The organism is Microbacterium sp. 71-23, assembly GCF_001897265.1.
GTDB lineage: Bacteria > Actinomycetota > Actinomycetes > Actinomycetales > Microbacteriaceae > Microbacterium > Microbacterium ginsengisoli.
In genome coordinates this window covers 1-25,140 of the sequence record NZ_MKSL01000049.1, presented here as the reverse complement: position 1 = coordinate 25,140, position 25,140 = coordinate 1, and the positions used below count along the sequence as shown (strand labels likewise).

At 69.3% G+C, this 25,140-nt stretch carries 31 protein-coding genes and 1 pseudogene; 1 reads left to right on the top strand and 31 read right to left on the bottom strand.

Translation table 11 applies throughout. The annotated features are described in order from the left end of the window. Nucleotides 1-35 precede the first annotated feature (35 nt). Together BGO15_RS13785 and BGO15_RS13780 are read right to left on the bottom strand one after the other, a co-directional pair. Nucleotides 36-1,016 (bottom strand): hypothetical protein, encoded by a 981-nt coding sequence (locus BGO15_RS13785; protein WP_056519035.1) that lies wholly within the window; start codon nt 1,014-1,016, stop codon nt 36-38. Nucleotides 1,017-1,271: 255 nt separating this feature from the next. Then, on the bottom strand, nt 1,272-4,076 hold the full coding sequence (locus BGO15_RS13780; protein ID WP_235557404.1) for a lamin tail domain-containing protein: 2,805 nt from the start codon (nt 4,074-4,076) through the stop codon (nt 1,272-1,274). A gap of 146 nt (nt 4,077-4,222) precedes the next feature. Between BGO15_RS13780 and BGO15_RS13775 the strand changes: the two genes are divergently transcribed. Next, a complete protein-coding gene (locus BGO15_RS13775) occupies nt 4,223-5,893 on the top strand; it encodes a GspE/PulE family protein (RefSeq protein ID WP_056207439.1) in 1,671 nt (556 codons plus the stop codon). A gap of 32 nt (nt 5,894-5,925) precedes the next feature. Here BGO15_RS13775 and BGO15_RS13770 read toward each other — a convergent pair whose 3' ends face one another. The 29 genes and pseudogenes from BGO15_RS13770 to BGO15_RS13630 all read right to left on the bottom strand — a co-directional run. Continuing rightward, nucleotides 5,926-7,167: a type II secretion system F family protein gene (locus BGO15_RS13770; RefSeq protein ID WP_082483071.1), complete on the bottom strand. Its 1,242-nt coding sequence runs from the start codon at nt 7,165-7,167 to the stop codon at nt 5,926-5,928. A 3-nt stretch (nt 7,168-7,170) separates the two neighbouring features. Then, on the bottom strand, nt 7,171-8,319 hold the full coding sequence (locus tag BGO15_RS13765) for a type IV pilus twitching motility protein PilT (protein WP_156454733.1): 1,149 nt from the start codon (nt 8,317-8,319) through the stop codon (nt 7,171-7,173). A 10-nt stretch (nt 8,320-8,329) separates the two neighbouring features. After that, on the bottom strand, nt 8,330-8,983 hold the full coding sequence (locus BGO15_RS13760; protein WP_056207441.1) for a type 4a pilus biogenesis protein PilO: 654 nt from the start codon (nt 8,981-8,983) through the stop codon (nt 8,330-8,332). Between the two features lie 5 nt (nt 8,984-8,988). Next, nucleotides 8,989-9,645, bottom strand: coding sequence for a PilN family protein (locus BGO15_RS13755; protein ID WP_045246783.1), 657 nt, complete (start codon nt 9,643-9,645; stop codon nt 8,989-8,991). After that, complete coding sequence (gene pilM / locus BGO15_RS13750) at nt 9,642-10,646, bottom strand: type IV pilus biogenesis protein PilM (protein WP_056207447.1); 1,005 nt, start codon at nt 10,644-10,646, stop codon at nt 9,642-9,644. Before pilM ends, BGO15_RS13755 begins: the two co-directional genes overlap by 4 nt. A 55-nt stretch (nt 10,647-10,701) precedes the next feature. Beyond that, a complete protein-coding gene (locus tag BGO15_RS13745) occupies nt 10,702-11,520 on the bottom strand; it encodes a prepilin peptidase (RefSeq protein ID WP_056207448.1) in 819 nt (272 codons plus the stop codon). Then, nucleotides 11,517-13,304 (bottom strand): bactofilin family protein, encoded by a 1,788-nt coding sequence (locus tag BGO15_RS13740; RefSeq protein ID WP_056207450.1) that lies wholly within the window; start codon nt 13,302-13,304, stop codon nt 11,517-11,519. The genes BGO15_RS13745 and BGO15_RS13740 overlap by 4 nt, the downstream gene beginning before the upstream one ends. After that, the gene (locus BGO15_RS13735; protein ID WP_056207452.1) at nt 13,295-13,804 is read right to left on the bottom strand and encodes a hypothetical protein; all 510 of its coding nucleotides are present in this window, start codon (nt 13,802-13,804) and stop codon (nt 13,295-13,297) included. Before BGO15_RS13735 ends, BGO15_RS13740 begins: the two co-directional genes overlap by 10 nt. Before the next feature lie 32 nt (nt 13,805-13,836). Continuing rightward, nucleotides 13,837-14,223, bottom strand: a complete 387-nt coding sequence (locus tag BGO15_RS13730) for a prepilin-type N-terminal cleavage/methylation domain-containing protein (RefSeq protein WP_045246788.1) — start codon at nt 14,221-14,223, stop codon at nt 13,837-13,839. A gap of 7 nt (nt 14,224-14,230) precedes the next feature. Beyond that, nucleotides 14,231-14,632 carry a type IV pilin protein gene (locus BGO15_RS13725; RefSeq protein WP_056207454.1) on the bottom strand — a complete coding sequence of 134 codons (402 nt, stop codon included), beginning with the start codon at nt 14,630-14,632 and terminating at the stop codon, nt 14,231-14,233. 296 nt (nt 14,633-14,928) lie between these two features. Then, complete coding sequence (locus BGO15_RS13720; RefSeq protein ID WP_045246789.1) at nt 14,929-15,636, bottom strand: DsbA family protein; 708 nt, start codon at nt 15,634-15,636, stop codon at nt 14,929-14,931. Nucleotides 15,637-15,699: 63 nt separating this feature from the next. Then, nucleotides 15,700-16,485 carry a type I methionyl aminopeptidase gene (map, locus tag BGO15_RS13715; protein WP_056207495.1) on the bottom strand — a complete coding sequence of 262 codons (786 nt, stop codon included), beginning with the start codon at nt 16,483-16,485 and terminating at the stop codon, nt 15,700-15,702. Nucleotides 16,486-16,532: 47 nt separating this feature from the next. Further along, nucleotides 16,533-17,123 (bottom strand): adenylate kinase, encoded by a 591-nt coding sequence (locus tag BGO15_RS13710; RefSeq protein ID WP_056519038.1) that lies wholly within the window; start codon nt 17,121-17,123, stop codon nt 16,533-16,535. Further along, nucleotides 17,120-18,442, bottom strand: coding sequence for a preprotein translocase subunit SecY (secY, locus tag BGO15_RS13705; protein WP_045246791.1), 1,323 nt, complete (start codon nt 18,440-18,442; stop codon nt 17,120-17,122). Before secY ends, BGO15_RS13710 begins: the two co-directional genes overlap by 4 nt. A gap of 143 nt (nt 18,443-18,585) precedes the next feature. Then, complete coding sequence (gene rplO / locus BGO15_RS13700) at nt 18,586-19,221, bottom strand: 50S ribosomal protein L15 (RefSeq protein WP_048809280.1); 636 nt, start codon at nt 19,219-19,221, stop codon at nt 18,586-18,588. Further along, nucleotides 19,221-19,406 carry a 50S ribosomal protein L30 gene (rpmD, locus tag BGO15_RS13695; RefSeq protein WP_045246792.1) on the bottom strand — a complete coding sequence of 62 codons (186 nt, stop codon included), beginning with the start codon at nt 19,404-19,406 and terminating at the stop codon, nt 19,221-19,223. The genes rplO and rpmD overlap by 1 nt, the downstream gene beginning before the upstream one ends. Continuing rightward, nucleotides 19,406-20,059 carry a 30S ribosomal protein S5 gene (gene rpsE / locus BGO15_RS13690; protein ID WP_052672000.1) on the bottom strand — a complete coding sequence of 218 codons (654 nt, stop codon included), beginning with the start codon at nt 20,057-20,059 and terminating at the stop codon, nt 19,406-19,408. The genes rpmD and rpsE overlap by 1 nt, the downstream gene beginning before the upstream one ends. 20 nt (nt 20,060-20,079) lie before the next feature. Beyond that, a complete protein-coding gene (gene rplR, locus BGO15_RS13685) occupies nt 20,080-20,439 on the bottom strand; it encodes a 50S ribosomal protein L18 (protein ID WP_045246794.1) in 360 nt (119 codons plus the stop codon). A gap of 2 nt (nt 20,440-20,441) precedes the next feature. Next, a complete protein-coding gene (gene rplF / locus BGO15_RS13680; protein WP_056519041.1) occupies nt 20,442-20,978 on the bottom strand; it encodes a 50S ribosomal protein L6 in 537 nt (178 codons plus the stop codon). A gap of 6 nt (nt 20,979-20,984) precedes the next feature. Further along, complete coding sequence (gene rpsH / locus BGO15_RS13675) at nt 20,985-21,383, bottom strand: 30S ribosomal protein S8 (RefSeq protein ID WP_045246796.1); 399 nt, start codon at nt 21,381-21,383, stop codon at nt 20,985-20,987. 70 nt (nt 21,384-21,453) lie between these two features. Further along, nucleotides 21,454-22,044 carry a 50S ribosomal protein L5 gene (rplE, locus tag BGO15_RS13670; RefSeq protein ID WP_045246797.1) on the bottom strand — a complete coding sequence of 197 codons (591 nt, stop codon included), beginning with the start codon at nt 22,042-22,044 and terminating at the stop codon, nt 21,454-21,456. Then, nucleotides 22,044-22,403 carry a 50S ribosomal protein L24 gene (rplX, locus tag BGO15_RS13665; protein WP_045246798.1) on the bottom strand — a complete coding sequence of 120 codons (360 nt, stop codon included), beginning with the start codon at nt 22,401-22,403 and terminating at the stop codon, nt 22,044-22,046. The genes rplE and rplX overlap by 1 nt, the downstream gene beginning before the upstream one ends. Nucleotides 22,404-22,405: 2 nt before the next feature. After that, nucleotides 22,406-22,774 carry a 50S ribosomal protein L14 gene (gene rplN, locus BGO15_RS13660; RefSeq protein ID WP_045246799.1) on the bottom strand — a complete coding sequence of 123 codons (369 nt, stop codon included), beginning with the start codon at nt 22,772-22,774 and terminating at the stop codon, nt 22,406-22,408. Between the two features lie 35 nt (nt 22,775-22,809). Continuing rightward, nucleotides 22,810-23,136, bottom strand: a complete 327-nt coding sequence (rpsQ, locus tag BGO15_RS13655; protein ID WP_045246800.1) for a 30S ribosomal protein S17 — start codon at nt 23,134-23,136, stop codon at nt 22,810-22,812. Beyond that, complete coding sequence (gene rpmC / locus BGO15_RS13650; RefSeq protein ID WP_045246801.1) at nt 23,136-23,450, bottom strand: 50S ribosomal protein L29; 315 nt, start codon at nt 23,448-23,450, stop codon at nt 23,136-23,138. Before rpmC ends, rpsQ begins: the two co-directional genes overlap by 1 nt. Further along, a complete protein-coding gene (gene rplP / locus BGO15_RS13645) occupies nt 23,450-23,869 on the bottom strand; it encodes a 50S ribosomal protein L16 (RefSeq protein WP_045246802.1) in 420 nt (139 codons plus the stop codon). Before rplP ends, rpmC begins: the two co-directional genes overlap by 1 nt. Further along, entirely contained in the window at nt 23,869-24,630 is a 762-nt protein-coding gene (rpsC, locus tag BGO15_RS13640) for a 30S ribosomal protein S3 (RefSeq protein WP_045246803.1), read from the bottom strand. The genes rplP and rpsC overlap by 1 nt, the downstream gene beginning before the upstream one ends. Then, complete coding sequence (rplV, locus tag BGO15_RS13635; protein ID WP_045246804.1) at nt 24,630-25,022, bottom strand: 50S ribosomal protein L22; 393 nt, start codon at nt 25,020-25,022, stop codon at nt 24,630-24,632. The genes rpsC and rplV overlap by 1 nt, the downstream gene beginning before the upstream one ends. 40 nt (nt 25,023-25,062) lie before the next feature. Continuing rightward, nucleotides 25,063-25,140, bottom strand: a pseudogene (locus BGO15_RS13630) (30S ribosomal protein S19); the annotation flags it as partial.

The window sequence follows — 25,140 nt, the reverse complement described above, 5'->3', positions numbered from 1 at the left end:
GGGGGGGGGGGGGGGGGCGGGGCGAGCGGGGCGAGCTAGTGAGGCGGGCGCACGCCGAACGCGGCGAGACGCGCGAGGAATCGATCGGGAGTCGCGATGTCGGCGGACCCCCAGCGGATGACCCGGCGACCTGTGACACCCCGAATCCAATCCTCACGCTCCTTCTCGCGCCACAGCACCTGCTCCATTGAGACGTCCGGGCCGCGCAGCGCGGGATCGGCGTACTTCGCGCGGCCATCCACCTCGGCCCACGCGTCGACGTCGTCCAGCGACATGTCGACATAGAACGTCTCGCCGCGGGGACCGCCGACCGGCACCTGGAGACGCGGGCGCGCGAAGCCCGCATCGAGGAGGCGAAGTCGACTAACGCTCTCCGCGGGGAGCTGAGCGCGACCGTCGGCCATCTCGAGGATGCGCCGCGCGCGTCGCACCCCGCGACGCCCCGGCGGCAGATGCGCTGCCACCTCACGGCAGAACCCGTCGTGAGCGACATCGTCGTAGGTGTGCGAGGAATCGACCCACGCCACGCCCCGAAGCGCGGCATCGATGACCGACACAGCGATCTCCGGCGACTCGGTGGCGAGGACATCCGCGACTGTCAGCGCGAGATCCGTGCATCTGACGCCACCGACGCTCGTGACATGCACTGGGTCGAGGTCGCGGCGATGTCGGGCGATGCGTGGATGAGCCGACACTCGCCCGTCGACGGCCGTCGACGACACGTGCACCGGGTGCGTGCGGGTTCCGTAGACCGGAAGCCCATGCAGGACCGCTGCCGACAGATGGGAGAACACGTGCGCGGCACCCGATTCACGGCGATCGAACGCGGCGATGTGCACAAGATGGCGGTCCTCCGGCCGCAGCGCGTCGATCGAAGCGGCATCGGCATAGAGTCCGCGCCCCAGACGACGCAGCGACCCCGACTCGACGCGGCGGCTCAGCTCGCGTTCGGCCATGCCGAATCGGAGCAGCGCGGCGCGGGTGCGAATCGCGCGGCGGGCGGCGGGGACATCCATCGCCTCACTCTGCGCCGCCCCGATCCGTCGGCGAGGCCTCCCGCGGCATCTGTGGAGCCCGCCCGCTCCCCCGCCAGCCGGGGAGGATGCGGCGGCGCGACGGCGAACGCTCGCGCACTCCCGGCGGCGCCTCATCGAATCCACCCCGCCCCGCCGACTCCACCCCCTCGCAGCACCGCTGACGGCTGGAATCGGCGCCGAGAGATGGATTCGGCGGGTGGGGGGTGGGGGGTGGGGGCGCGAAGCGCCCCCACCTCACGCGCGGCGGGGACGCCGCGCCGCGGCGACCAACACCACGCCGACGCCGAGGAGCAGCGCGCCTGCGGGCAGCCAGCCCGAGGCCGCCGCGCCGGTCTGCGCGAGCTCGACCGTCAGCGGGCTCCAGCCGAGCACGGCGCCGCTCGCGTCGACCACCGCGATGCGGTGATCGCCGGCCGGCAAGCCCGCCGGGATGGTGAACGACACCGAGCCGTCCAGCGCGACCACACCCACGCCGAGGTAGGTGGGGGTCGAGAAGATCCAGCCGTGCACGATCTTGCCCGCGTGCGCCGGATCGACCGCAATCGTCACGACCGAGCCGGCGACGGCAGATCCGGGGGCGGTGGCGCCGCCACGGTTCGCGTCGATCAGATCACCCTCACCCGGGGCCGCGGGCACCGAGGCATCCGGTCCGCTCGGCGCGAGGCCGCCGGCACCACCCGAGCCGTCACCGGGGGTCCCGCCGCCCGACCCACCACCCGAGCCGTCGCCCGGCGTCCCGCCGCCCGATCCGTCGCCGGGGTCTGTGCCTCCGGGCACCGCGGTGCAGTCGATCGACCCCTCGCGCAGCGCGTGATCGTCGGTGCCATTGTCGTCGGCGTAGAAGACCGGCTTCGTACCGTCGACGCACAGGTCGGCGGTCGCGAACGCGAAGCCCTCGTTCGCGATCGAGTCGAGCATCCCGGCCGGGTTCGCGTAGCGCTCCGCGACCTGGAACGAACCCGCGTGCGGGCCCGAGTCCGCGATCTGCAGCATCGCCGCCTCGCCGTTGCACGCGTCGTCGCACAGCGCCCACAGCTGATCCGACGCGGCGTCGTAGGCGACCTCGGCGACGACCCCGAGTCCGGGATCGATCGTCGCCACGAGCTTCGAGACGCCGCCGGGCAGAAGCGCCACGGCGTAGACCTTCGCGGTGCCCTCGACGCCGACGAAGAACAGGCCATCGCCGTGCCCCGCATACGACGCCGGACTGTAGGCGGCGAGCGTGCTCTCGTCGATCAGGCCGCCCGCGACGAGCGCGGCGTCCGGGATCCAGGCGATCCCCTCGAGACCCGAGTTGGCACCGAGGCCGACCGGGAGGAAGGCGCTCAGGTTCCACTCGTCGGTCGCGTTGAGGCTCGCACCGGCGCCGGTCACGTCGTAGCGCAGCACCGACGGACGGCTGACGTTCTTGTTCGAGTTGTCGCGCTCGGATGCCACATAGACACCACCCGCGGACGACCCGCCCGCGATCGTGACGCCCTCGGAGTCGATCGCACCGGTGCCGTCCGCGTAGTGCAGCACCGTGCCCGAGGACGCCGAGCCCGGCGCCGGAGCCCAGTCGGTGCCGGTCCACTGCAGCCGGAAGAGCGTGCCGCCGCCGTTGTTCACGGCCCACAGGGTTCCGCGCTCTCCGGTGCCGGATGCCTCGTACACGAGACCGCTGAGATCCTTGCCGTCGGGGGCGAACACCGTCGCGGACGTGTCGACGATGCGCACGTCGCCGCTGCCGGGCCACGGGCTCACCGTCACCTCGCCGATGCAGGAGTTCGCCTCGCCCTTCGTGGGGGCGGCCGACACGGCGAAGGCTCCTCGCGGATCGGGGCAGCGGGCGTAGGTCGTCGCGGCGTGCGCCGTCCACGAGTACGTGTCGACGAGGTCCCCCGCAGGCGAGAAGAGCCGCGCGCTGTCCGCGGACCCGAGCCCGAACGCCGACTCGACGTCGAACGCCGCGTAGCCGAGCGCGGGGATCGTGGTGCCGACCGGGATCGTGAAGACATGGCTGTCGTCGTTGTCCTTCAGCACATAGCCGGAGGCGTCGACATCCGTGTTCGACAGGTTGACCAGCTCGATCCAGTCGCCGGGCGTGCCGCCGCTCGACTCGATCTCGCTCAGGCGCAGCGGCTGGCAGTCGTTCGCGGAACCCTGCGTCGACGAGAGCGTGGTGACGAACGCGCCGGTGCCATCGGGGCAGCGGCCGTAGGTCGTCGCGGCGTGCGCCGACCAGGTGTAGGAGTCGATGACCGTGGTGCCGTCCGGCAGGAACAGCCGCGCCGAGTCGGCCGAGCCGAGCCCGAACCCGTTCGCGACGTCGGTCTGGAACCACGTGTAGGCGCCCGGCTGCAGCGTCTGCGCAGGCACGAGCAGCGTGTGGCTGTCGTCGTTGTCACGGAAGATCCACCCGGTCAGGTCGACCGCCGCCGAACCGGTGTTGTAGAGCTCGACCCAGTCGCCCGGTGTGCCCCCGTTGGACTCGACCTCGTTGATGCGGATGTCTGCGGCCCCCGCCGGCGGCGGGCACTGGTTGGGCGCCCCCTTTGTCGCGGCATCGGTGTCGACGAAGGCGCCGATGCCGTCGGGGCAGCGCCCGTACGTCTCGTCGGCATGCGCCGTCCAGGAGTAGGAGTCGATCAGCGTCGAGCCGTCGCCGAGGTACAGCCGCGCCGAGTCGGCCTTGCCGAGCCCGTACGCGGTCTCGACGTCGAACGCCGCAGCGCTGTGCGCGGCGATCATGGTGCCCGCCGGGATCTCGAACCGATGGGTGTCGTCGTTGTCCTTCAGCACGAGCCCCGCGGCATCCACCGGCGCGTCGCCCGTGTTGTAGAGCTCGATCCAGTCGCCGGGGGTTCCGCCATTGGATTCGACCTCGTTGATGACGAGAGTCGGCAGGGGCTCGACGGCGACCGCGGCGGCGGGCACGGCGGCGAGACCGGCGAAGGTGAGGGTGGCAGCGCACAGCGCGGCGAGACGTCGCATCGGACGGAGCTCCAATCGGGGGGATGCGGCCGGCTCATCGGTCGCGCTGGGCATCTTCACAGCCACGGGGCAACGGTCGGTGAACAGCGGGCGAACGGATGCCGCGGCCCGTCGCCCTGCAGCACGCCGATCGCTCGCGCACAACCCCCGTGCCGCGGCATCCCGGCGCTCGTACACTACGGATGGGGGCACGGAGGCCGAAGGGGGATCCGATGGTGATTGGTCTGGCGCAGGCGCTCGTCGCGGCCGGAGCCGTCGACGCGCAGGAGATCGCGGCGGACGTCGACAGGTTCGGGGACGGCACGGCGCTCGGGCGTGAACTGATCTCGCGCGGCGTCGTCAGCGAACGCACCCTCGCCGAGAGCGTCGCCGCGAGCACGGGCACCCGTTTCCTCGACCTCGCCGCGGTGACGATCGACCCGGCCGTGCTCGCGCTCGTGCCGAGCTCGCTGTGCCGTCGGTTCCAGCTGCTGCCGATCGAACGCAGCGCACACCGCCTCACCGTCGGGGTCGTCGACCCGACCGACCTCGTCGCCCTCGACGACGTCTCGACCGCCACCGGCCTCGTCGTCGACCCGGTCGTCGTGGCGCGCGACGCGCTGCAGACAGTGTTCGGCCGGTTCCTGCGCTCCGACGAGGAGCTCACCGAGCTCTCCACCGTCATCGAAGGTGCGAGCACGGCGGCGCGCACGTCGTTCACCCTCTCCCTCGACGAAGGGGATGACGCGACCCCGGTCGTGCGCTTCGTGAACCTGCTGATCGCGCAGGCGATCACCGACCGCGCGAGCGACATCCACATCGAGCCGGGGGAGGCCGACCTCACCGTGCGCTTCCGGATCGACGGGGTGCTGCACGAGGTGCAACGCGCCGACCGCACCATCCAGGACGGCGTGCTCTCCCGGTTGAAGATCATGGCGCAGATCGACATCGCCGAGAAGCGCCGCCCGCAGGACGGACGCATCTCGGTCACGCTCGAGGGCCGCACCGTCGACCTGCGCCTCGCGACCCTGCCGACGGTGTGGGGCGAGAAGGTCGTGATGCGCATCCTCGACACCAGCGAGCGCCGCGTCTCGATGGCCGAACTGCTGATGTCTCCCGGCAACGACGCCCGGTTCCGCGAGGCGATTCGCCGGCCGCACGGCATGGTGCTCGTCACCGGGCCGACCGGGTCGGGCAAGTCCACGACCCTCTATACGGCGCTCAGCGAGATCGCCTCGCCCGAGGTCAATGTCGTCACGATCGAGGACCCGGTCGAGTACCGGCTCCCGGGCATCAGCCAGATGCAGGTGAACCCCCGCGCCGGTCTCGGGTTCTCGACCGCGCTGCGGTCGATCCTGCGCGCAGACCCCGACGTGCTGCTGGTCGGCGAGATCCGCGACCGGGAGACCGCCATCACCTCGATCGAAGCCGCGCTCACCGGCCACCTCGTGCTCTCGACGATGCACACCAACGACGCGCCGAGCGCACTGACCCGGCTCGTCGAGATCGGCGCGGAGCCCTACCTCGTCGGCACCGCCCTCACCGCCGTCGTCGCCCAGCGTCTCGCGCGCCGCCTGTGCGTCGAGTGCCGCGAACGGGCCGACCTCGACGACGAGACCCTGCAGTCCGCAGGGTTCGAGCGCCCCGACCACGGCGTCGACGCGTTCTACCGACCGGTCGGATGCCGCGCCTGCTCGTACACCGGATACCGCGGCCGGGTGGCGCTGCACGAGGTGATGACCCTCTCCGAGGACCTCGAGCAGCAGGTCGTCGGACGCAGCCGCGGTCGGGAGCTGCGCGACATCGCCCTCGCCCAGGGCATGGTGCCGCTGCGCGACGACGGCTGGGCGAAGGTCGTCGCCGGGATCACGACGATCGACGAGGTGCTGCGCGTCACCGCGTGAGGCCGCGGCATGCGATCAGGGCTCGCGACCGCTCACGCGCCGGCGGAGTGGTTCAGCTGCGCGTAGAGGTTGAAGACGGGCAGGTAGAGCGAGATCACCATGCCGCCGATGACGACACCGAGGATCACGATCAGCACGGGCTCGATCACCGCGGTCAACTGCTCGGTGGCCGACGCGACCTCGGCCTCGTAGAACGTCGCGATGCTGTCGAGCATCTCGGTGAGCGTGCCCGACTCCTCGCCGACGGACACCATCTGCGACACCATCGGAGGGAAGACGCCCGCCGCCGCGAGCGGCGCCGCCAGCGACTTGCCCTGCCGCACCGACTCCTTGACCTTCTCGAGTGCCGCGACGATCTTCACGTTGTTGGCCGCCTCGCCGACGGTGTCGAGGGCCTGCATCAACGGCACCCCCGCCTGAAGCATCATCGACAGGTTCCGGGCGAAGCGGGCCACCGCGATCTTCGTGTTCAGGGAGCCGAAGATCGGCAGGCGCAGCTTCCACGGATCGACGACGGCACGCACCCTCGGGGTGTTGCGGGACCGCGTCCACCACACCGCACCGCCGATGACGACGACGGCGAGCAGCGGAAGGATCCACACCATGTTGTGCGAGATCGTGACGAGGATCTGCGTGGGCACGGGAAGCTCCCCGCCGAGGTTCGCGAACATCTTCTCGAAGACCGGAACGATGAACGTCACCATGCCCAGCACCGCGAGCAAGGCCACCACCAGCACGACGGTCGGGTAGGTCGTCGCCGCCCTCACCTTGTCGCGCAGCTCGGCCTCGGACTTGTAGAAACGCGCGATGGACGTGAGCGACTCGGCGAGGAATCCGCCCGCCTCCCCCACCCGCACGAGACTCACCATCAGCGGCGCGAACACCTTCGGCTGCCGGCTGAAGGCGAGAGAGAGGGATGCCCCGGACTCCACGTCCGCGACGACGCCCACGAGCGCCGCGCGCAGCGCCTTGTCGTCGGTCTGTTCGGTGAGGATCTCGAGAGTGCGCAGCAGCGGCAGCCCCGCCTCCGTGAGCGCCGCCATCTGACGGGTCATGAGCGCCAGCGCCTTGACCTTCACGCGACCCGACCCCGTGAGCGAGACCTCCCGCCGGAGCCCGGTGCGCGCCAGGGAGCGCACCTCGAGCGGGATGAGGCCCTGCGCGTGGATCTTGCCGACCGCGGCGGCCTCGTTCGCGGCATCCATCGTGCCCTTGACGACCGCCTCGTCGCCGGGCGCGACCGCCCGGTAGGAGAACCGCTCCAGCACCGGCATGGCTCACACCCCCCAGTTCGCGGGTCGCGCGACTCCGCCGCGCGTCGCCCACACCTCGTCGTCGAGGTCGGCGGGCACAGCCCGCGTCTTTTCGAGCGAACGCTGATCGACCGCGAACTGCTGCGCCAGCGACTTCTCGATGCGGCCGTCCTTCACAAGCTCGCGCAGGCTCTGGTCGAGCGTGTGCATCCCGAACTCCGACCCCGACTGCAAGGCGGAGTAGAGCTGCTGGATCTGCCCTTCCCGGATGAGGTTCGCGACCGCCGGGGTCTGCACCATCACCTCGGTGGCGAGCACACGCCCACCGCGCAGCCCCGGCAGGAGCGTCTGGCTGAGCACCCCCTGAAGGGTGTCCCCGAGCTGCGCGCGCACCTGATCGCGGCGTTCGGCAGGGAACACGTCGACGATGCGGTTGATGCTCTTCGCCGCACCCTGCGTGTGAAGGGTCGCCAGCACGAGGTGCCCGGTCTCGGCGGCGGACAGCGCGACGGCGATCGACTCCGCATCGCGCAGCTCGCCCAACAGGATCACATCGGGGTCCTGCCGCAGCACGCGCCGCAGCGCCTCGCCGAACGACGCGGTGTCGGACCCGACCTCGCGCTGGTGGACGAGCGAGTGCCGGCTGGAGTGCACGAACTCGATCGGGTCCTCGATCGTGATGATGTGCGCGGCGCGCTCCCGGTTGATGATGTCGACCATCGCCGTGAGGGTCGCCGACTTGCCCGAGCCGGTCGGCCCCGTGACCAGCACGAGTCCCCGCGGCTTGAGCGCCAGGTCGCGCGCGATCTCCGGCACGCCGAGCGCCTTCAGCGACCGCACCTCGTCGGGGATGAGTCGCAGCGCGGCCGCGACATCCCCCATCTGGCGGAAGACATTCACACGGAACCGACCGATCCCCGCAGCGGAGTAGGCGAGGTCGACCTCACCGGCGACGGCGAACTGCTTTCGCTGCTCGGCCGTCATGATGCCGGCGAGCGCACCCTCCACCCAATCGCCGGGAAGCTCCTGTCCGAACCCCTGCACCTCGGTGAGGTTACCGTCGATGCGGCAGACCGCCGGCAGACCCCCCGTCAGGTGAACATCGGATGCCCCGGCATCGGCGGCGCTCGCGAGGATCGCATCGAGCGTGGGAAGCGTGATCGTGGTGGTCATCTGCGGGTCCTCACTGTTCCGTCTCGGCGAACGCGAGCGCGCTGACTGTGACCGTGAGCGCGCCGCCCGTCGACGAGCCCGTGCCCGTCTCGGTGGCACTCGTGCCGACGATCGCCAGCAGACGCGGGCCGGCGCGCAGCGCGTCGAGGAACGACGCCGCCTGGGCGGCATCCTTCGCGGTCACCGTGATCGCCATCGGCACCTGCAGTCGACCGACCGGAGCCGCGGTGGCGCCCGTCGCCGGTGTCGTGGCGGATGAGCCGGCACTGCCCGCCGTAGCCGTGTTCGCCGCATCGGCGGCCGCGACCTCGCTCGTGCGGGGAGCGAAGGCCACAGCGGGCGACGGCGTGATCGACGTGATCGTGACGCCCGCTGCCGATGCGGCCGTGGTGACGAGGTCCACCAGCTGATCGACCCCCGCCGCCGACGGGATCTGCGCACGCAGCTGCGCGACGGCCTGGGTGAGCTGTGTGGTGTCCTTCGCCTGAGCGGCGAGCGCGTCGACCCGTACCTGCAGCTGGTCGTTCGTGGCGGCCGCGGCATCGGCCTGGCCGTGCACTCCCGTCGCGCCGAGATAGATCGGCAGCGCGACGAGGAAGACGCCCGCGGCCACGACGACCACCGCGATCAGCGCGCCGAGCGCGGAGATGAGCCCCCTCGACATGTTCCTCATTTCCCCTCCTGCGAGAACTGGCCGGAGTACACCGACTGGTCGAAGACGACGTCGATCGTCACGTCGTACGTGGGCGCTGCCTGCGTCCCCGCCGTCGTCGACGACGTGACGTCGCCCGCGTCCGCTGCGAGCACGCCGGACACGCCCCGCAGCGCGCGGGCGAGGGACGCGGCATCCGCGGGGTTCGCGACGCTGACCGTGAGCGAGCCGCCCAGTCCGCGCTGCGCGGTGGTGCCCGCCTGCGGTTGGGCGCCGGCCGTGAGACTGAATCCGGTGACGGATGCCCCGGGCGTCAGGTGTGCGGAGATCGTGTCGAACACGGCGCCCCAGCGGATGTCGTAGCCGAGGGCATCGGCGCGGAACTGGGTCAGCTCGGTGCGGGTCGCCACGGCGGTCGCGACCGACTGGTAGCTCTGCGTCTCGGCGACGAGCTGCTGCGTGCGGGCCTGCTCCGACGCGAGCCTCGCCGAGCCCACCACGCTGTAGGCCACGGCGGCGGCGATGATCAGCACGACGACGACCGCGGTGCCCACCAGCGCACCGATCCAGCGTCGCCCGAGCCGCACGCGGGCCCGGCGCTCGACCTCCGCGGGCGGCAGCAGGTTGACCCGGGCGGCACCGCCGAGCACGAGGGTGTCGACGGCCGCGCTCATCGCTCGCCTCCGATCGTGAGTCCGATGGTCGAGACGAAATCCGCGGCCCGGCGGGGCTCGGGCGGTTCACCGGGGAAGACCGCGAGGCGATCGATCGGCACCCGGTCGATGCTCTGGTCGAGGGCGGCGGCGAGCGCGGGGAGCACTCCCGGGTGCAGCGACCCGGCACCGCTCACGAGGACGCGCTCGACCGGCGCCGCACCGCTGCGCGCCGCGTAGAACTGCAGCGTGCTGCGCACCCGCTGCACGAGGTCGGGCGTCTCGTCGGCGGGCGCCAGCACGGCGGTGCGTCCCGCGCGCAACTCCGCGCGGGTGGCTCCGTCGCCGACGGCGGCGCCGATCCACTCGTTCTCGATCACCACCGGGGCCGACGCCGGGATCTCCGCCGGGAGGGTGCGCACGAACCGCGGCACCCCGTCCTGCACGATGGTCACCGTCGTCGTGTGCTCGCCGATGTGCAACAGCGCGACCGTCTCCCCGGGCGCCGCGACCGCCGGGGCGATCCGGGCGAGGGCGAACGCCGTGAGATCGACGGATGCCGCGACGATCCGCGAGCGCTCCAGCACCCGCAGCAGCTCATCGATCGGTTCGGCGATCGCCGCGACGACCAACCCGCGCACGAGTGAGTCGACGTGATCGATCGCGTAGAAGTCCAGCACGGCCTGGTCCACGGGCACCGGCAGCACATCCTGCACCTCGAACGGGAGCGACTGCATGATCGCGGTGCGCGAGGTGAGCGGCGTCGCATACTCGCGCACCAGGATGCGCCGACTCGCGAGACCCAGCACCACCTTCTTGTGCGAGATGCGGCTGCGCACCCAGAGCTGGTCGAGGGCGAGCGTGAGCGCTGCGGCATCGATCACCTCGGAGTCCTCCGCCACCCCTTCGGGCAGCGGCACCTCCCCCCAGGCCACGACGCGCGGCGTCGCCCCCGGCGCCACCTCGACCGCGCGTACGTGCGACTGCGCGATCTCGAGCCCGACCACTGTCTGTGCGGTCATTCGTCCTCCCCCGTTCCGGCGCGCACCGACATGCGCGCACGTCCACCCCTGTGATTCATGACGTGTAGACCCCCAGATACATCCGGGTCAGCTGCGCGCCGACCACGATCCCCGTCCATGCGCCGAGGAGCATCCACGGCCCGAACGGGATGCGACTGGCCCGCGAACCCCGCCGGCTGAGCAGCAGCGCGACGCCGAAGATCCCGCCCCAGAGGAAGCCCGTGAACGCGCCGACGACGAGCGGCCCCCAGCCGAGCCAGGCCAGGTACCAGCCGAGGAGGCCCGCGAGCTTCACGTCGCCGCCTCCCATGCCGTCGGGCCGGATCAGCCGCAGCAGCAGATAGAAGGTGTACAGCGCGGCCATGCCGATCGTCGCCCTCACGATGGGCCACAGGTCGTGGCCGACGAGGGTCGACAGCGCGAGCAGCACGATCGCGACGCCGTACGAGGGCAGCACGATCCCGTCGGGCAGTCGACGCACGTCGACATCGATGAGCGCGAGGGCGACAGTGATCGCGGCGAGATAGAGGAACGCCGCGAGCGCGAGCCACCACGAGGCATCGCCCGCCTGCGGGACGACGACGGCCACCGACGCGACCAGCGCGAATCCCAGGGCGGTCGCAGCCTCGACGAGCGGGTAGCGCGGCGAGATCGCCGAGCCGCAGTGCGCGCAGCGTCCGCGAAGCGCCACCCACGAGAGCACGGGGACGTTCTGCTGCCACCGGATCGGCACGTCGCACGTCGGGCACGCGCTCGCCCGCAGCAGTGAGACACCGGCGGGCACGCGGTAGACGACGACGTTCAGGAACGATCCCACGACGAGACCGAGCGCGCCGGCGACGACGATCACGAACACCTGTGCGGCGACACTCATGGCGACACCTCCACCTGGGCGATCGCCTTCGCGGTCGTGAACGATCCGATCGGCGTGCCGGTCGCGGCATCCGTCGCCTTGCACCCGAACTGGATGTTCGGGTTCACGGTCATGGGGGCGCAGATGACCTGCTTGAGGGTGTTGCCGACGATCGTCCAGTTGGTCGTGGGCACGATGAACTGGCCCGTGATCGTGCTCGCGGCGTTGCCGAGCCCGAGCAGGCTCGCCGCGCACGGGCTGTAGACCATCAGCCGGAAGTTCGTCGACGTGGGGACGGCGCTGAGCAGGTTCGTCACGGCGCCCCGCCCGGCGCAGTCGGGCACGCCGTTCGCGATGTTGTCGACCTGCACCAGGAAGAGCTGGCGCGGGTTCGCGGCGGTCGCCGTCGTGGATCCCTGGATCGCCAACGTGTTGATGGTGTTGGTCACCAGCAGCACGGTGTCCTGCGGCACGTTCGTGATCGACAGCAGGAACGAGGGCGAGAACGTGCACGCCGTCGCGTTGATGACGATGGGCGCGGTCGCCGCCGAGATGGCCGAGTTGATCGACGACGCCGAGCAGGAGTCCCCGGTGAAGGTCGCGTACGCCATCCACGCGCTGCCGGTGTACCTGCTCCAGTTGGTCGAGGCGTTGAGGTCGACCCAGGCCGACTGCGCCAGCAGCTGCGCCTGGCTGGGCGAGAACGCGGGCTGCGGCGTCGAGGACGAGTTCGGCACCTGTGAGGTGGGGCCGAGGGTGCCGCACGGAATGATCAGGCAGAGCACCCCGAGGGACGTGTTCACCGTGATGGTGCCGGTGGCCTGCGCCTTCCCGCCCACCTTCCACGCCTTGATCGAGATCGTGCCGCGTGCGGTGACGTCGCCGCCCACGGTGCCGGCGTACGTGCCGAGCAGGGACAGGTTGATGGCGGTGTCGAGGGTGACGTTGCCGCCGGAGTGGATGCCGCCGCCCACCGACAGCCCGAGCGGCAGACCCGGGAGGGAGAGGGTCGTCAACGGCACGAGACTCACGTTGCCGAGGGCGGTGACGTCTCCCGTGATGATCGAGACCGCGCTCACCGAGCCGACCGTGACCGTGCTGTTCACGACCGACAGACTCGCGGTGACGGTGCCGCTCGCGTAGACGCTGCCCTGGATGATGCAGCCCGCCCCGATGGTGACGTTGCCGGCCAGGACGTAGACGTTGCCGGAGATCGTGGTCGCGTTGCACGCGAAGTCGCCGGAGCGCACCACCAGGTCACCGCCGGTGAAGTTGCTCAGCAGCGGGGAGAACCCGTTGTTGATGTAGCCGAGGGAGTCGGTCTTCACTGTGCTGCCCGCCCACGGGTAGACAGCATCGACGGCCGTGGTGGCGCCCGACGGCGAGGTGCCGACGGCGTGCACGAGGACGAAGGTGCTGGTGATCGTGGGGCAGGCGGCCGCGCCGAGCGCGGTGCTGCGGGAGGGCTGCACGGTGCTCGTGGTCGAGAACACCGAGTACGAGTACGTGTAGGTGCCCGCGGTGCCCGCGTAGGTGCCGGTGCCGGTCGTGCTGCAGCCGGCCGTGCCGGCGGATGCCGCGGCCAGCATCGCGACCGCCGCGTCGCGGCCCGACTCGGCCGCCGTGAAGGCCTGCAGGCTCGAGGCGCTGCGCTGATTCTGCGTGATCGCGAAGATGCTGACTCCGGCGATCGTGACGGCGACGACGAAACCGACCAGCATCACCACGACGACGGCGACGAGGGAGGCGCCGTCGTCTCCGAGGCGGGCGCGCGGGGCGCGGGCAGAACGAGGGATCACCAGCACGGGTTCACCCCCGCGGAGGCGGGCACGGTCGAGGTGCGCACGGTTTCGGTGCCGGTGAAGGCCACGGGCGCACCCGCGGTCGTGACGCGGAAGCTGTAGCTGACGGCCGTCGAGGTGGCCGTGAAGTACGCGGTGGAGCCGATCTGCGCCGCGCCGGTCTGCCACACCGGCCAGGTGGATGCCGCGGGCAGCACCGCCGAGCCCGCCGTCGCGGTCATGCGCAGCGCACCGGAGCCGTCGACGGTGTACCCCTGGCACACCGCCGCGCCGCCGAGACCGGTCCACACCGAGAGCGTGGAACCGCTGCCGGTGACCCGGAACGCATAGGCGTTGCGCATGGCCTTCTCGATCCCTTCGGTGAACACGGTTCCGCGGGTGGTGGCCTGGCCGACCGTGGTGGCGTTCGCCTGGGCGGTCCAGGTGTTCACCAGAACACCGGCGAGGCCCCCGACCACGAGCAGTGTGAGGGCGGAGTACAGGATGAGTTCGACGAGGGTCATCCCCTCGTCGCCACGCGCCGCCCCGACGCGCATCAGCCGGTGACGTAGACGAGCGCCGTGGAGCTGGTGAGCGTCGACGTACCGCTGGTCGCGGTGACCGAGACGTGCGCGAGAGTCGGACACGTTGCTCCTGTCAGGTTGTCGATCGTTCCCGTGACGGTCAGCGAGCGTCCTCGACCGTCCGAGAACGTCTGCGCCTGCAGCGCCTGGGCGAGGCCCGCACAGGTGGTCTGCTGACGGGCGGAGTCGATCATCTGGCTGACCTCACGGGTGGAGGTCGCCACCGACGACTGGGTGGCGGTCGCCTGCAAGCCCATGACGAGGGCCGGCAGGATCGCGATCGCGACGAGCCCGAGCAGGACGACGGCGACGACCACCTCGACGAGGCTGAAGCCGCCGTCGTCCTGGCTGCGGGTCATGGCGACCTCAGCAGGTCGGTCCGGACTTTTGCGCAGCAGCGCCGGACAACGGTCCACCCGATGTCGCCGTCGCGGTCACGCAGTAGGCGGTGAGGCTCGCACCCGTCGCCGGCACGAGAGCGAGGGTCGCGCCGTCGGGGTTCATCTGCGCGAGCGCCGCGGCCGGGTCGCTTCCGTTGGCGATCGCCGTCGCCACGGTCGTCGCGCCGTTGGCGGCGACAGTCTTGAGCGAGTTGACCTTCGCCGTGTCCTGGATATTCAGGAACACCGGGATCGCGATCGCGACCAGGATGCCGAGGATCGCGACGACCACGATCAGCTCGATGAGGGAGAACCCCTCGTCTTCGCCCTGCTCTCCGGTGCGCCGCCGCTTCGCCGCGGCGACGTAGTGGTTCAGTGTTGCGTGCATTTCTCATTCCCCAATTCGTTTGACGCATGTTCCGCGCACGGTTGATGCCCAAACTCCCCTCATCAACCGTCATTGGCGGATAGGAGATCGATCCGCGGATGCGGATCCCCCACACACATGTTCTGCGCGGGAACGGACTTTTCCCAAGGCCTTGCGGAAGCCTGAAGGTGCCGCTAGATTTGCGCGTTTGCGTATGACACTCGGTCTCATCCGAGGGGATACCGGGAACGACGGAGCCCCGCTCGCCGACAGGCGAGCGGGGCTCCGTGGGTGGGTCGGGGCATCCGCCCCGGACGTCACTTGGTGATCAGCGCGGCGAAGTCGCTCGGGCTCGACGGGATCGAGTTGTTCGAGATGACCGAGCCGTTGATGGCGATCGTCGGGGTGCCGATGCCGGTCGACCCGGGCTGCGTCGGCGTCTTCTTCGTGATGTAGCCCACGTACTGCGTGTAGGTGTTGCCGGCGATGCACGAGGCGGAGTTCGTCGCCCCCGCCTGCTGTGCGTAGGCGGCGATCTCATCGTTGCTCAAGCCCGCGCCCGACGACTCGGACGGCTGGTTCTGGTACATCGTCTGCATGAACGTGTAGAGCTTGTCGTAGTCGTTGATCGCGACGCAGTACATCGCGCTGGCGGCGCGGGTCGAGTACTGCTGGTTGGATGCGGCGGCGCTGGCCGTCACCCGGTCGAGGATCGAGATCGGGTGGATGTTGAGGGTGATCGTGTTCGCGGTCACGAGCGACTGGATCTCCGAGCCGTACGTCGACTCGAAGGACTGGCAGATCGGGCACTGCAGGTCGATCCACGTGTCGAGGGTCTTCGAGCCGGTGCCGACGGAGATCGCGCCCGTGTCGGTGTTGATGTGGGCGGCGGTGGGCAGGGTTCCGGGGCTGCTCTTGTCGGCGTTCATCCACACCACAGCACCGGCCACGGCGCCGATCACGACGACGACAGCCACCGTCACCCAGATCGCGAACCAGTTCGTTTTTCGAGCAATAGCGGCCATCACGTCAGTCGTATCCGTTCTCTTGTGGTCGCAGAGGACTTCTCTGGTGCGGCGACGCGTCCGTCAGGGAATCGGGACCGGGGTGACTCCGAAAGGGGCAAGCCCGGCGGCGCCGCCGTCGGGTGCGGTGAGCACCCACAGACCATAATCATGGACGGCCACGCTGTGTTCCCAGTGTGAGCCGTCTGATCCGTCGATCGTGGTGACCGTCCAGTCGTCGTCCTCGACGTAGGTGGCCTCTCCCCCGGCGACCACCATCGGCTCGATGGCGAGCACGAGACCCGGTTCGACAGCCGGGCCGGCATCGGGCGTGCGGTAGTTGAACAGGCTCGGCGACTCGTGCATCTTGCGTCCGATCCCGTGGCCGACGTACTCGCGCAGGATGCCGTAGCCGTGACCTGCCCCGACGATGTGATCTTCGATCGCGCCGCTCACATCGCGGAGCGTCCGCGCGGACGCGAGTGCCGCGATGCCCGCCCACATGGAGCCCTCGGTCACCCGTGACAGCTCGGTGCGCGATGCCACGAGGTCGGGGCGGGCCTCATCTGGCACGACGATCGTGATCGCCGAGTCGCCGTTCCAGCCCCGGAACTCCGCGCCCGCGTCGATCGAGACGATGTCGCCCGGCTCGAGCACGCGCTCCCCCGGGATGCCGTGCACGACCTGGTCGTTCACAGATATGCAGGTCGTGTGGCGGTAGCCCCGCACGAGCTGGAAATTCGAGCGCGCGCCACTGCCTGTGATGACAGCGGATGCCGCGGCATCCAGTTCTGCCGTCGTCACCCCCGGACGCACGAGCTCCCGCGCCGCCTGCAGCGCCGCCGCCGTGATGAGGCCGGGTTCGACCATCGACCGCAGCTGGGCGGGGGTCTTGTAGATCGAGCGGCGCAGCACGCTCAGCCCTGCGGGGTGAGCCCGCGGGCCACCAGCGCGGTGACGATGCGCTCGGTGATCTCGTCGAGCGTTCCCACGCCGTCGATCGAGACCACGAGGCCCCGCTCGCCGTAGACGTCGAGGATCGGCGCCGTCTCGTTCTCGTAGATCGAGAGCCGATGCGCGATGACCTCGGCGGTATCGTCGGTGCGACCCTGCTCGGCGGCGCGCGTGATGAGCCGATCGATGCTCTCCTGGCGGGGAACGCTCAGCTCGATGACGGCGTCGAGCTGCTCGTCGCGCGACTCGAGGAACGCATCGAGGTCGTTCACCTGACCGAGATTGCGCGGGTAGCCGTCGAGGAGAAACCCGGGCGCCGCGTCATCCTGCGCGAGACGCTCACGCACGACCGCGCTCGTGACCTCGTCGGGAACCAGGTTCCCCGCCTCGATGATCGCCTTGACCTCGACACCGAGCGGCGTCTGGTCGCGGATGGCGGCGCGGAACGTGTCGCCCGTGGAGATCGCCGGCACGCCGAACGCCTCCGCGATGCGCACGCCCTGCGTGCCCTTGCCCGACCCCTGCGGGCCGACGATCAGGAGGCGTGCGGTCATCGCAGGAGCCCTTCGTAGTGACGCTGCTGCAGCTGGGCGTCGATCTGCTTCACCGTCTCCAGCCCCACGCCGACCATGATCAGGATCGAGGTGCCGCCGAACGGGAAGTTCTGATTCGCGCTGACCGTCGCCAGGGCTATGAGGGGGATGAGCGCGACGAGACCCAGATAGATCGAGCCGGGCAGGGTGATGCGCGTGAGCACGTAGTCGAGGTACTCGGCCGTCGGACGCCCGGCACGGATGCCGGGGATGAAGCCGCCGTACTGCTTCATGTTGTCGGCGACGTCCTCCGGGTTGAAGGTGATCGCGACGTAGAAGTACGTGAACCCGACGATGAGCAGGAAGTAGAGCGCCCAGTAGAGCGGGTGGTCGCCCTTCGTCAGATAGTTCTGGATCCACAGCACCCAGTCGGGCGGCGTCGTGCCCGCCGCGCCCTGGTTGAACTGGGCGATGAGCGCGGGGATGTACAGCAGCGACGAGGCGAAGATCACCGGCACGACGCCGGCCATGTTGACCTTGATCGGGATGTAGGTGTTCGTGCCGCCGTACGTGCGGCGACCGACCATGCGCTTGGCGTACTGCACCGGGATGCGACGCTGCGACTGTTCGACGAACACCACCAACCCGATGATGATGATGCCCACGAGCAGCACCAGCAGGAACACCTCGAAGCCGCGGGTCTGCCAGATCGACCACATCGCCGCGGGGAAGGTCGCCGCGATCGAGGTGAAGATCAGCAGGGACATGCCGTTGCCGATGCCCTTCTCGGTGACGAGCTCGGCGAACCACATGATGAGACCCGTGCCGGCGGTCATCGTGAGGATCATGAGCGCCTGCGCCCACCAGGCGTCGTTCGTGAGCAGCTGGTTGCACGCCGCGACGCCGGTCGTTCCGAACAGCTGGCCCGAGCGGGCGACGGTGACGAGCGTCGTGGACTGCAGCAGCGCGAGCGCGATCGTCAGGTAGCGCGTGTACTGCGTCAGACGCGCCTGGCCCGACTGGCCCTCCTTGTAGAGGGTCTCGAAGTGCGGGATGACCACGCGCAGCAGCTGCACGATGATCGTGGCCGTGATGTACGGCATGACACCCAGCGCGAAGATCGACAGCTGCAGCAGCGCGCCACCCGAGAACAGGTTGACGAGCGAGAGCAGACCCTGGGTGCCCGAGGCATCCGCGAGACACGACTGCACGTTCGAGAAGTCGACGAACGGCGAGGGGATGTGCGCACCCAGGCGGTAGACGACGATGATCCCCAGGGTGAACGCGATCTTGCGACGCAGGTCGGGCGTGCGCAGAACGCGCGCGATAGCGCTGAACACGTGGATGTCCTCCAGAACGGGATGCCGGCGCGCGCCGCGCGCACAGAGTCCCAGGTTATCCCACAGCCGCCGCAGAGCAGACGGCGGAGGTTGCGAGGGAATGCGAACAGGGGCCGGAGCATGCTCCGACCCCTGTCTGCGACTTACTTGACGCTGCCGCCCGCGGCGACGATCTTCTGCTCGGCCGAGCCGGAGACCTTGTCGACGGTGACGTTCAGCGCCACCTCGAGGTCACCATCGCCCAGGACCTTGACCTTCTCGTTCTTGCGCACGGCACCCTTGGCGACGAGGTCGCTGATGGTGACATCACCACCCGACGGGTAGAGCTCGGCGAGCTTGGAGAGGTTCACGACCTGGTACTCGACGCGGAACGGGTTCTTGAACCCGCGCAGCTTCGGCGTACGCATGTGCAGAGGCATCTGGCCGCCCTCGAAGCCCTGACGGACCTGGTAGCGGGCCTTCGTGCCCTTGGTGCCACGGCCCGCGGTCTTACCCTTCGAGCCCTCACCGCGACCGACACGGGTCTTCGCGGTGTTGGCGCCGGGGACCGGACGCAGGTGGTGCACCTTCAGGACGCCGGGACGCGAGGTCGCGACATCCTTCTTCTCGGCGGCCTTCGGCGCGGCCTTGGCGGCCGGCTTCTTGGCGGGGGCCTTCTCGGCAGCCGGCTTCGCGGCGGCCTTCTCGGCGGCGGGCTTGTCCGCAGCCTTCGCGGCGGGCTTGCGAGCCGGCGCCTTGGGCGCCTTCTCCTCGGCCTTCTCGTTGGCGTTCTCAGCCATCAGTCGAGCTCCTCAACCTTCACGAGGTGAGCGACGGCACGCACGTAGCCGCGGGTCTGAGCGTCATCGGGGCGAACAACGGAGTCGCCGATGCGCTTGAGACCGAGGCTGCGCAGCGTGTCACGCTGGTTCTGCTTCTCGCTCACCTTGGACTTGATCTGGGTGACCTTCAGACGTGCGGACATCAGGCACCTACCTTCTGTGCGGCCGCAGCCTCGGCCTCGGCACGCACCAGGCGCGCGGGGGCGACCTGGTCGAAGTCGAGACCACGACGGGCGGCGACGTGACGCGGCTCCTCGAGCTGCTTCAGCGCCTCGACGGTCGCGTGCACGATGTTGATCGTGTTCGACGAGCCGAGCGACTTCGACAGCACGTCGTGGATGCCGGCGCACTCGAGCACCGCACGCACCGGACCACCGGCGATAACACCGGTACCGGCGGCGGCGGGACGCAGCAGCACCACACCGGCGGCCGCCTCACCCTGCACCGGGTGCGGGATGGTCGAGCCGACGCGGGGCACGCGGAAGAAGTTGCGCTTGGCCTCTTCGACACCCTTCGAGATGGCGAGCGGGACCTCGCGGGCCTTGCCGTAGCCCACACCCACGACGCCGTTGCCGTCACCGACGACGACGAGCGCGGTGAAGCTGAAGCGGCGTCCGCCCTTGACGACCTTCGACACGCGGTTGATCGTCACGACGCGCTCGAGGAACTGGCTCTCCGAACGGTCGCGCGAGTTGCGGTCGCGGTTGGGGTTGCGCTCGCGACCGCCGCGGCGGGGCTCACGCTCGCGCGCGGCGTCGGCCTGCTCGGGGGCGGCCTGCGCGGTGGCGTCGGTCACTTCGGTCTCCTTGTTGTCACTCACAGGTTCAGCCCCCCTTCACGGGCGCCGTCGGCGATCGCCGCGACGCGACCCGCGTAGCGGTTGCCACCGCGGTCGAACACGGCGTCGGCGACACCGGCGGCCTTGGCGCGCTCGGCGACGAGCTCGCCGACCTTGCGCGCCTTGGCGGTCTTGTCACCCTCGAACGAGCGCAGGTCGACCTCGAGCGTCGAGGCGGATGCCACGGTGTGGCCCTTGCTGTCGTCGACGAGCTGCACGAACACGTGGCGCGCAGACCGGGTGACGACCAGGCGCGGACGCGCCTCGGTGCCCACGACCTTCTTGCGCAGACGCGCGTGACGGCGCGAGCGCGAGGCGGACTTGGAAGTCGTAGCCATGGTTACTTACCAGCCTTTCCGGCCTTGCGCCGAACGACCTCGCCGGCGTAGCGCACACCCTTGCCCTTGTAGGGCTCGGGCTTGCGGATCTTGCGGATGTTGGCGGCCACCTCGCCGACGGCCTGCTTGTCGATGCCACTGACCGTGAGCTTGTTGTTGCCCTCGACGGTGAACGTGATGCCGGCCGGCGGGTCGACGAGGACCGGGTGCGAGAAGCCGAGGGCGAACTCGACCGAGGAGCCCTTCTGGGCCACGCGGTAACCGGTGCCGACGACCTCGAGGCCCTTGGAGTAGCCCTGGGTCACGCCGACGATGTTGTTGTTGATGAGCGTGCGGGTCAGGCCGTGGAGCGACCGCGACTCGCGCTCGTCATCGGGGCGGGTGACGAGAACCTGGTTCTCCTCGACCTTGACCTCGATGGGGCGGGCCACGGCGAGCGTGAGCTCGCCCTTGGGGCCCTTGACCGCGACATCCTGGCCCTCGACGGTCACAGTGACGCCGGCGGGGATGTCGATGGGAAGACGTCCGATACGAGACATGTCAGGTCACCACACGTAGGCGAGGACTTCCCCACCCACGCCCTTCTGCTCAGCCTGGCGGTCCGTGAGGAGGCCCGAGGAGGTGGACAGGATGGCGACGCCGAGTCCGCCGAGCACCTTGGGAAGCTCGGTCGACTTGGCGTACACGCGCAGGCCGGGCTTCGACACGCGCTTGATGCCGGCGATCGACCGCTCGCGGTTCGGGCCGTACTTCAGCGTGAGGGTGAGGGTCTGGCCCACGCGAGCCTCAGCGACGCCCCAGTCCGAGATGTAGCCCTCCTGCTTGAGGATCTCGGCGATGTGCGTCTTGAGCTTCGAGCTCGGCAGCGAGACGGCGTCGTGGTGAGCCGAGTTCGCGTTGCGCAGACGGGTCAGCAGGTCTGCGACCGGGTCTGTCATCGTCATGAGTGTTGTTTCCTTTGTTCACCAGGTTTCGAGGAGCCGTACACGGCACTCGACCTGTGGTGGATGGGTGTTACGCCTGGGCGTCCGCTCCGCGGAACGGGAAGCCGAGGTGACGCAGGAGCGCACGGCCCTCGTCGTCGGTGGATGCGGTGGTGACGATCGTGATGTCGAAACCACGCACGCGGTCGATGCGGTCCTGGTTGATCTCGTGGAAGACCGACTGCTCCTGCAGACCGAACGTGTAGTTGCCGTGACCGTCGAACTGCTTGTCCGAGAGGCCACGGAAGTCGCGGATGCGGGGCAGGGCGAGGTTCACCAGGCGGTCGATGAACTCCCACGCGCGGTCGCCGCGCAGGGTGACGTGGGCACCGATGGCCTGGCCCTCGCGCAGCTTGAACTGCGCGATGGACTTGCGGGCCTTGGTGACGATCGGCTTCTGACCGGTGATCTTGGTGAGGTCGTCGACCGCACCATCGATCACCTTGCTGTCACGAGCCGCCTCACCGACACCGGTGTTGACGACGACCTTCACGAGGCCGGGAATCTGCATGACGTTCGCGTACTGGAACTCTTCCTGCAGCTTCTTCTGGATCTCGTTCTTGTAGATCTGCTTCAGGCGGGGCTGGATCTTGCCAGCCGCCGCGGCAGTAGCGGTGCTCATCAGAGGTCCTTACCTGACTTCTTCGCGTAGCGGACGCGCACGGTGCGCTTCACGCCGTCCTTGACCTTCTCCTCCACGCGGTGGCCCACGCGGGTCGGCTTCTTGGTCGAGGGGTCGACCAGCGCGACGTTGGAGATGTGGATGGGGGCTTCGACGGTCTCGATGCCACCCGTCTTGGTGCCGCGGTCGGTCTGGCCGACGCGGGTGTGCTTGGTGACGTAGTTCACGCCTTCGACGATGACGCGGTTCTGCTCGACGAGGACCTCGAGGACCTTGCCCTGCTTGCCGCGGTCTCCGCCGCGCTCGGGCTTAGCGCCCGAGATGACCTGAACCAGGTCGCCCTTCTTGATGTTCGCCATGATCAGATGACCTCCGGGGCGAGCGAGACGATCTTCATGAACTTCTTGTCACGAAGCTCACGACCGACCGGGCCGAAGATGCGGGTGCCGCGGGGCTCCCCGTCGTTCTTCAGGATCACGGCGGCGTTCTCGTCGAACTTGATGTACGAACCGTCGGGACGACGGGTCTGCTTGACGGTGCGGACGACGACGGCCTTGACCACGTCGCCCTTCTTGACGTTTCCACCGGGGATCGCGTCCTTGACCGTGGCGACGATCACGTCGCCCAGGCCCGCGTAACGCCGGTTGGAGCCGCCCAGCACACGAATCGTCAGCAGCTCCTTGGCGCCGGTGTTGTCGGCGACCTTGAGGCGGGACTCGTTCTGAATCACTTCTTACTCCTTGGGTTCCAAGCAGCCGCGAGGGCTTACTTGGCCTTCTCGAGGATCTCGACCAGGCGCCAGCGCTTGGTGGCGCTGAGCGGACGGGTCTCGTTGATGAGGACCAGGTCGCCGATGCCGGCGGAGTTCGCCTCGTCGTGCGCCTTGACCTTCGAGGTGCGGCGGATGACCTTGCCGTAGAGCGGGTGCTTCACGCGGTCCTCGACCTCGACGACGATCGTCTTGTCCATCTTGTCGCTGACGACGTAACCGCGGCGGGCCTTGCGGTAACCGCGCGCGCCCTCCTCGCGGACATCGTGGGCGCCGTGCTCGACGACCTCGGTCGCCTCAGCGGTCTTCTTCGTGGTGGCCATCACTCAGCCTCTCCTTCGGCGGGAGCCGGGGCATCCTCGGTCTTCTTCGCCTTGCTCTTGCTGGCCTTCTTCGCCGGAGCCGCGGCCACCGGGGTGGCACGGATACCGAGCTCGCGCTCGCGGATCACGGTGTAGATGCGGGCGATGTCGCGCTTCACGGCGCGGATGCGGCCGTGGCTCTCGAGCTGGCCGGTGGCCGACTGGAAGCGCAAGTTGAACAGCTCCTCCTTGGCCTTGCGGAGCTCCTCAACGAGGCGCTCGTTCTCGAACGTGTCGAGCTCGCTCGGGGCGAGCTGCTTGGTGCCGACAGCCATTACGCGTCGCCCTCCTCGCGCTTGATGATTCGTGCCTTGAGAGGCAGCTTGTGGATGGCCCGCTGGAGGGCCTCGCGAGCGAGCTGCTCGTTGACGCCGGCGACCTCGAAGAGGACACGGCCCGGCTTGACGTTGGCGACCCACCACTCCGGCGAACCCTTACCGGAACCCATGCGGGTTTCGGCCGGCTTCTTGGTGAGCGGACGGTCGGGGTAGATGTTGATCCACACCTTGCCGCCACGCTTGATGTGACGGGTCATCGCGATACGAGCGGACTCGATCTGACGGTTGGTCACGTAGGCGGGGGTCAGAGCCTGGATGCCGAACTCACCGAACGACACCTTCGTGCCGCCGGTCGCCTGGCCATCGCGCCCCGGGTGGTGCTGCTTGCGGTACTTGACCTTGCGGGGGATGAGCATTATGCCGACGCTCCTTCTGCCACGGGGGCCTCGTTGCGGGGACCGCGACGACGGTCGCCGCCGCGGTCATCGCGACCACGGGGGGACTTCGGCGCGTTCGCCTGCTCGCGAGCGAGTTCCTTGTTGGTGAGATCGCCCTTGTAGATCCAGACCTTCACACCGATGCGGCCGAACGTGGTCTTGGCCTCGTAGAAGCCGTAGTCGATGTTCGCGCGCAGCGTGTGCAGCGGCACACGACCCTCGCGGTAGAACTCCGACCGGCTCATCTCCGCGCCGCCGAGGCGGCCCGAGACCTGGATCCGGATGCCCTTGGCGCCGGCGCGCTGGGCGCCCTGCAGACCCTTGCGCATCGCGCGACGGAACGCCACACGAGCCGAGAGCTGCTCGGCGATGCCCTGAGCGACGAGCTGGGCGTCGGCCTCGGGGTTCTTGACCTCGAGGATGTTGAGCTGGATCTGCTTGCCGGTGAGCTTCTCGAGGTCGGCACGGATGCGCTCGGCCTCGGCGCCGCGGCGACCGATCACGATGCCCGGGCGGGCGGTGTGGATGTCGACGCGCACGCGGTCACGGGTGCGCTCGATCTCGATGTTGCTCACACCGGCACGGTCGAGGCTCGTGAGGAGCAGCTTGCGGATCTTGATGTCCTCGGCCACGTAGTCGGCGTAACGCTGACCCGGCTTCGTCGAGTCGGAGAACCACCGCGACACGTGGTCGGTGGTGATGCCGAGGCGGAAGCCGTACGGGTTGACCTTCTGTCCCATTACTTGCTCGCCTTCTTCGCAGCGGCCGAGGTCTCGGCGACCTCGGGGGTCGAGAGCACGACCGTGATGTGGCTCGTGCGCTTCTTGATCTGGAAGGCACGGCCCTGCGCGCGGGCCTGGAAACGCTTGAGCGTCGTGCCCTCGTCGACGTACGCGTTCTTCACGTACAGGTCCTGCTCGTCCAGGTACTCGTTGAGCTGGTCGGCCTTCACGCGAGCGTTCGCGACAGCCGAGGCGACGAGCTTGTAGATCGGCTCGGACGCACTCTGCGGCGCGAACTTCAGGATGGCGAGGGCCTCACCGGCCTGCTTGCCCTTGATAAGCGCGACGACACGACGAGCCTTCTGAGGGGTCACGCGGATGTGCTTCACGCGTGCGATGGATTCCACCATGTTCTCTCCTCCTCTTTCTCTCTCCAGGAGCGCCCCCGCGTCAGCGGCGGCGACCCTTCTTGTCGTCCTTCTCGTGGCCGCGGAAGGTGCGGGTGGGCGCGAACTCGCCCAGCTTGTG

Bases quoted from the DNA above. Each gene is read 5' to 3' on its own strand.
- BGO15_RS13785 (WP_056519035.1), bottom strand. From the start codon at position 1,016: ATGGATGTCCCCGCCGCCCGCCGCGCGATTCGCACCCGCGCCGCGCTG.
- BGO15_RS13775 (WP_056207439.1), top strand. From the start codon at position 4,223: ATGGTGATTGGTCTGGCGCAGGCGCTCGTCGCGGCCGGAGCCGTCGAC.
- BGO15_RS13770 (WP_082483071.1), bottom strand. From the start codon at position 7,167: ATGCCGGTGCTGGAGCGGTTCTCCTACCGGGCGGTCGCGCCCGGCGAC.
- BGO15_RS13765 (WP_156454733.1), bottom strand. From the start codon at position 8,319: ATGACCACCACGATCACGCTTCCCACGCTCGATGCGATCCTCGCGAGC.
- BGO15_RS13760 (WP_056207441.1), bottom strand. From the start codon at position 8,983: ATGTCGAGGGGGCTCATCTCCGCGCTCGGCGCGCTGATCGCGGTGGTC.
- BGO15_RS13755 (WP_045246783.1), bottom strand. From the start codon at position 9,645: ATGAGCGCGGCCGTCGACACCCTCGTGCTCGGCGGTGCCGCCCGGGTC.
- pilM (WP_056207447.1), bottom strand. From the start codon at position 10,646: ATGACCGCACAGACAGTGGTCGGGCTCGAGATCGCGCAGTCGCACGTA.
- BGO15_RS13745 (WP_056207448.1), bottom strand. From the start codon at position 11,520: ATGAGTGTCGCCGCACAGGTGTTCGTGATCGTCGTCGCCGGCGCGCTC.
- BGO15_RS13735 (WP_056207452.1), bottom strand. From the start codon at position 13,804: ATGACCCTCGTCGAACTCATCCTGTACTCCGCCCTCACACTGCTCGTG.
- BGO15_RS13730 (WP_045246788.1), bottom strand. From the start codon at position 14,223: ATGACCCGCAGCCAGGACGACGGCGGCTTCAGCCTCGTCGAGGTGGTC.
- BGO15_RS13725 (WP_056207454.1), bottom strand. From the start codon at position 14,632: ATGCACGCAACACTGAACCACTACGTCGCCGCGGCGAAGCGGCGGCGC.
- BGO15_RS13720 (WP_045246789.1), bottom strand. From the start codon at position 15,636: ATGGCCGCTATTGCTCGAAAAACGAACTGGTTCGCGATCTGGGTGACG.
- map (WP_056207495.1), bottom strand. From the start codon at position 16,485: ATGGTCGAACCCGGCCTCATCACGGCGGCGGCGCTGCAGGCGGCGCGG.
- BGO15_RS13710 (WP_056519038.1), bottom strand. From the start codon at position 17,123: ATGACCGCACGCCTCCTGATCGTCGGCCCGCAGGGGTCGGGCAAGGGC.
- rplO (WP_048809280.1), bottom strand. From the start codon at position 19,221: ATGGCTGAGAACGCCAACGAGAAGGCCGAGGAGAAGGCGCCCAAGGCG.
- rpmD (WP_045246792.1), bottom strand. From the start codon at position 19,406: ATGTCCGCACGTCTGAAGGTCACCCAGATCAAGTCCAAGGTGAGCGAG.
- rplR (WP_045246794.1), bottom strand. From the start codon at position 20,439: ATGGCTACGACTTCCAAGTCCGCCTCGCGCTCGCGCCGTCACGCGCGT.
- rplF (WP_056519041.1), bottom strand. From the start codon at position 20,978: ATGTCTCGTATCGGACGTCTTCCCATCGACATCCCCGCCGGCGTCACT.
- rpsH (WP_045246796.1), bottom strand. From the start codon at position 21,383: ATGACGATGACAGACCCGGTCGCAGACCTGCTGACCCGTCTGCGCAAC.
- rplE (WP_045246797.1), bottom strand. From the start codon at position 22,044: ATGAGCACCGCTACTGCCGCGGCGGCTGGCAAGATCCAGCCCCGCCTG.
- rplX (WP_045246798.1), bottom strand. From the start codon at position 22,403: ATGGCGAACATCAAGAAGGGCGACCTGGTTCAGGTCATCTCGGGCGCT.
- rpsQ (WP_045246800.1), bottom strand. From the start codon at position 23,136: ATGGCCACCACGAAGAAGACCGCTGAGGCGACCGAGGTCGTCGAGCAC.
- rpmC (WP_045246801.1), bottom strand. From the start codon at position 23,450: ATGGCTGTCGGCACCAAGCAGCTCGCCCCGAGCGAGCTCGACACGTTC.
- rplP (WP_045246802.1), bottom strand. From the start codon at position 23,869: ATGCTCATCCCCCGCAAGGTCAAGTACCGCAAGCAGCACCACCCGGGG.
- rpsC (WP_045246803.1), bottom strand. From the start codon at position 24,630: ATGGGACAGAAGGTCAACCCGTACGGCTTCCGCCTCGGCATCACCACC.
- rplV (WP_045246804.1), bottom strand. From the start codon at position 25,022: ATGGTGGAATCCATCGCACGCGTGAAGCACATCCGCGTGACCCCTCAG.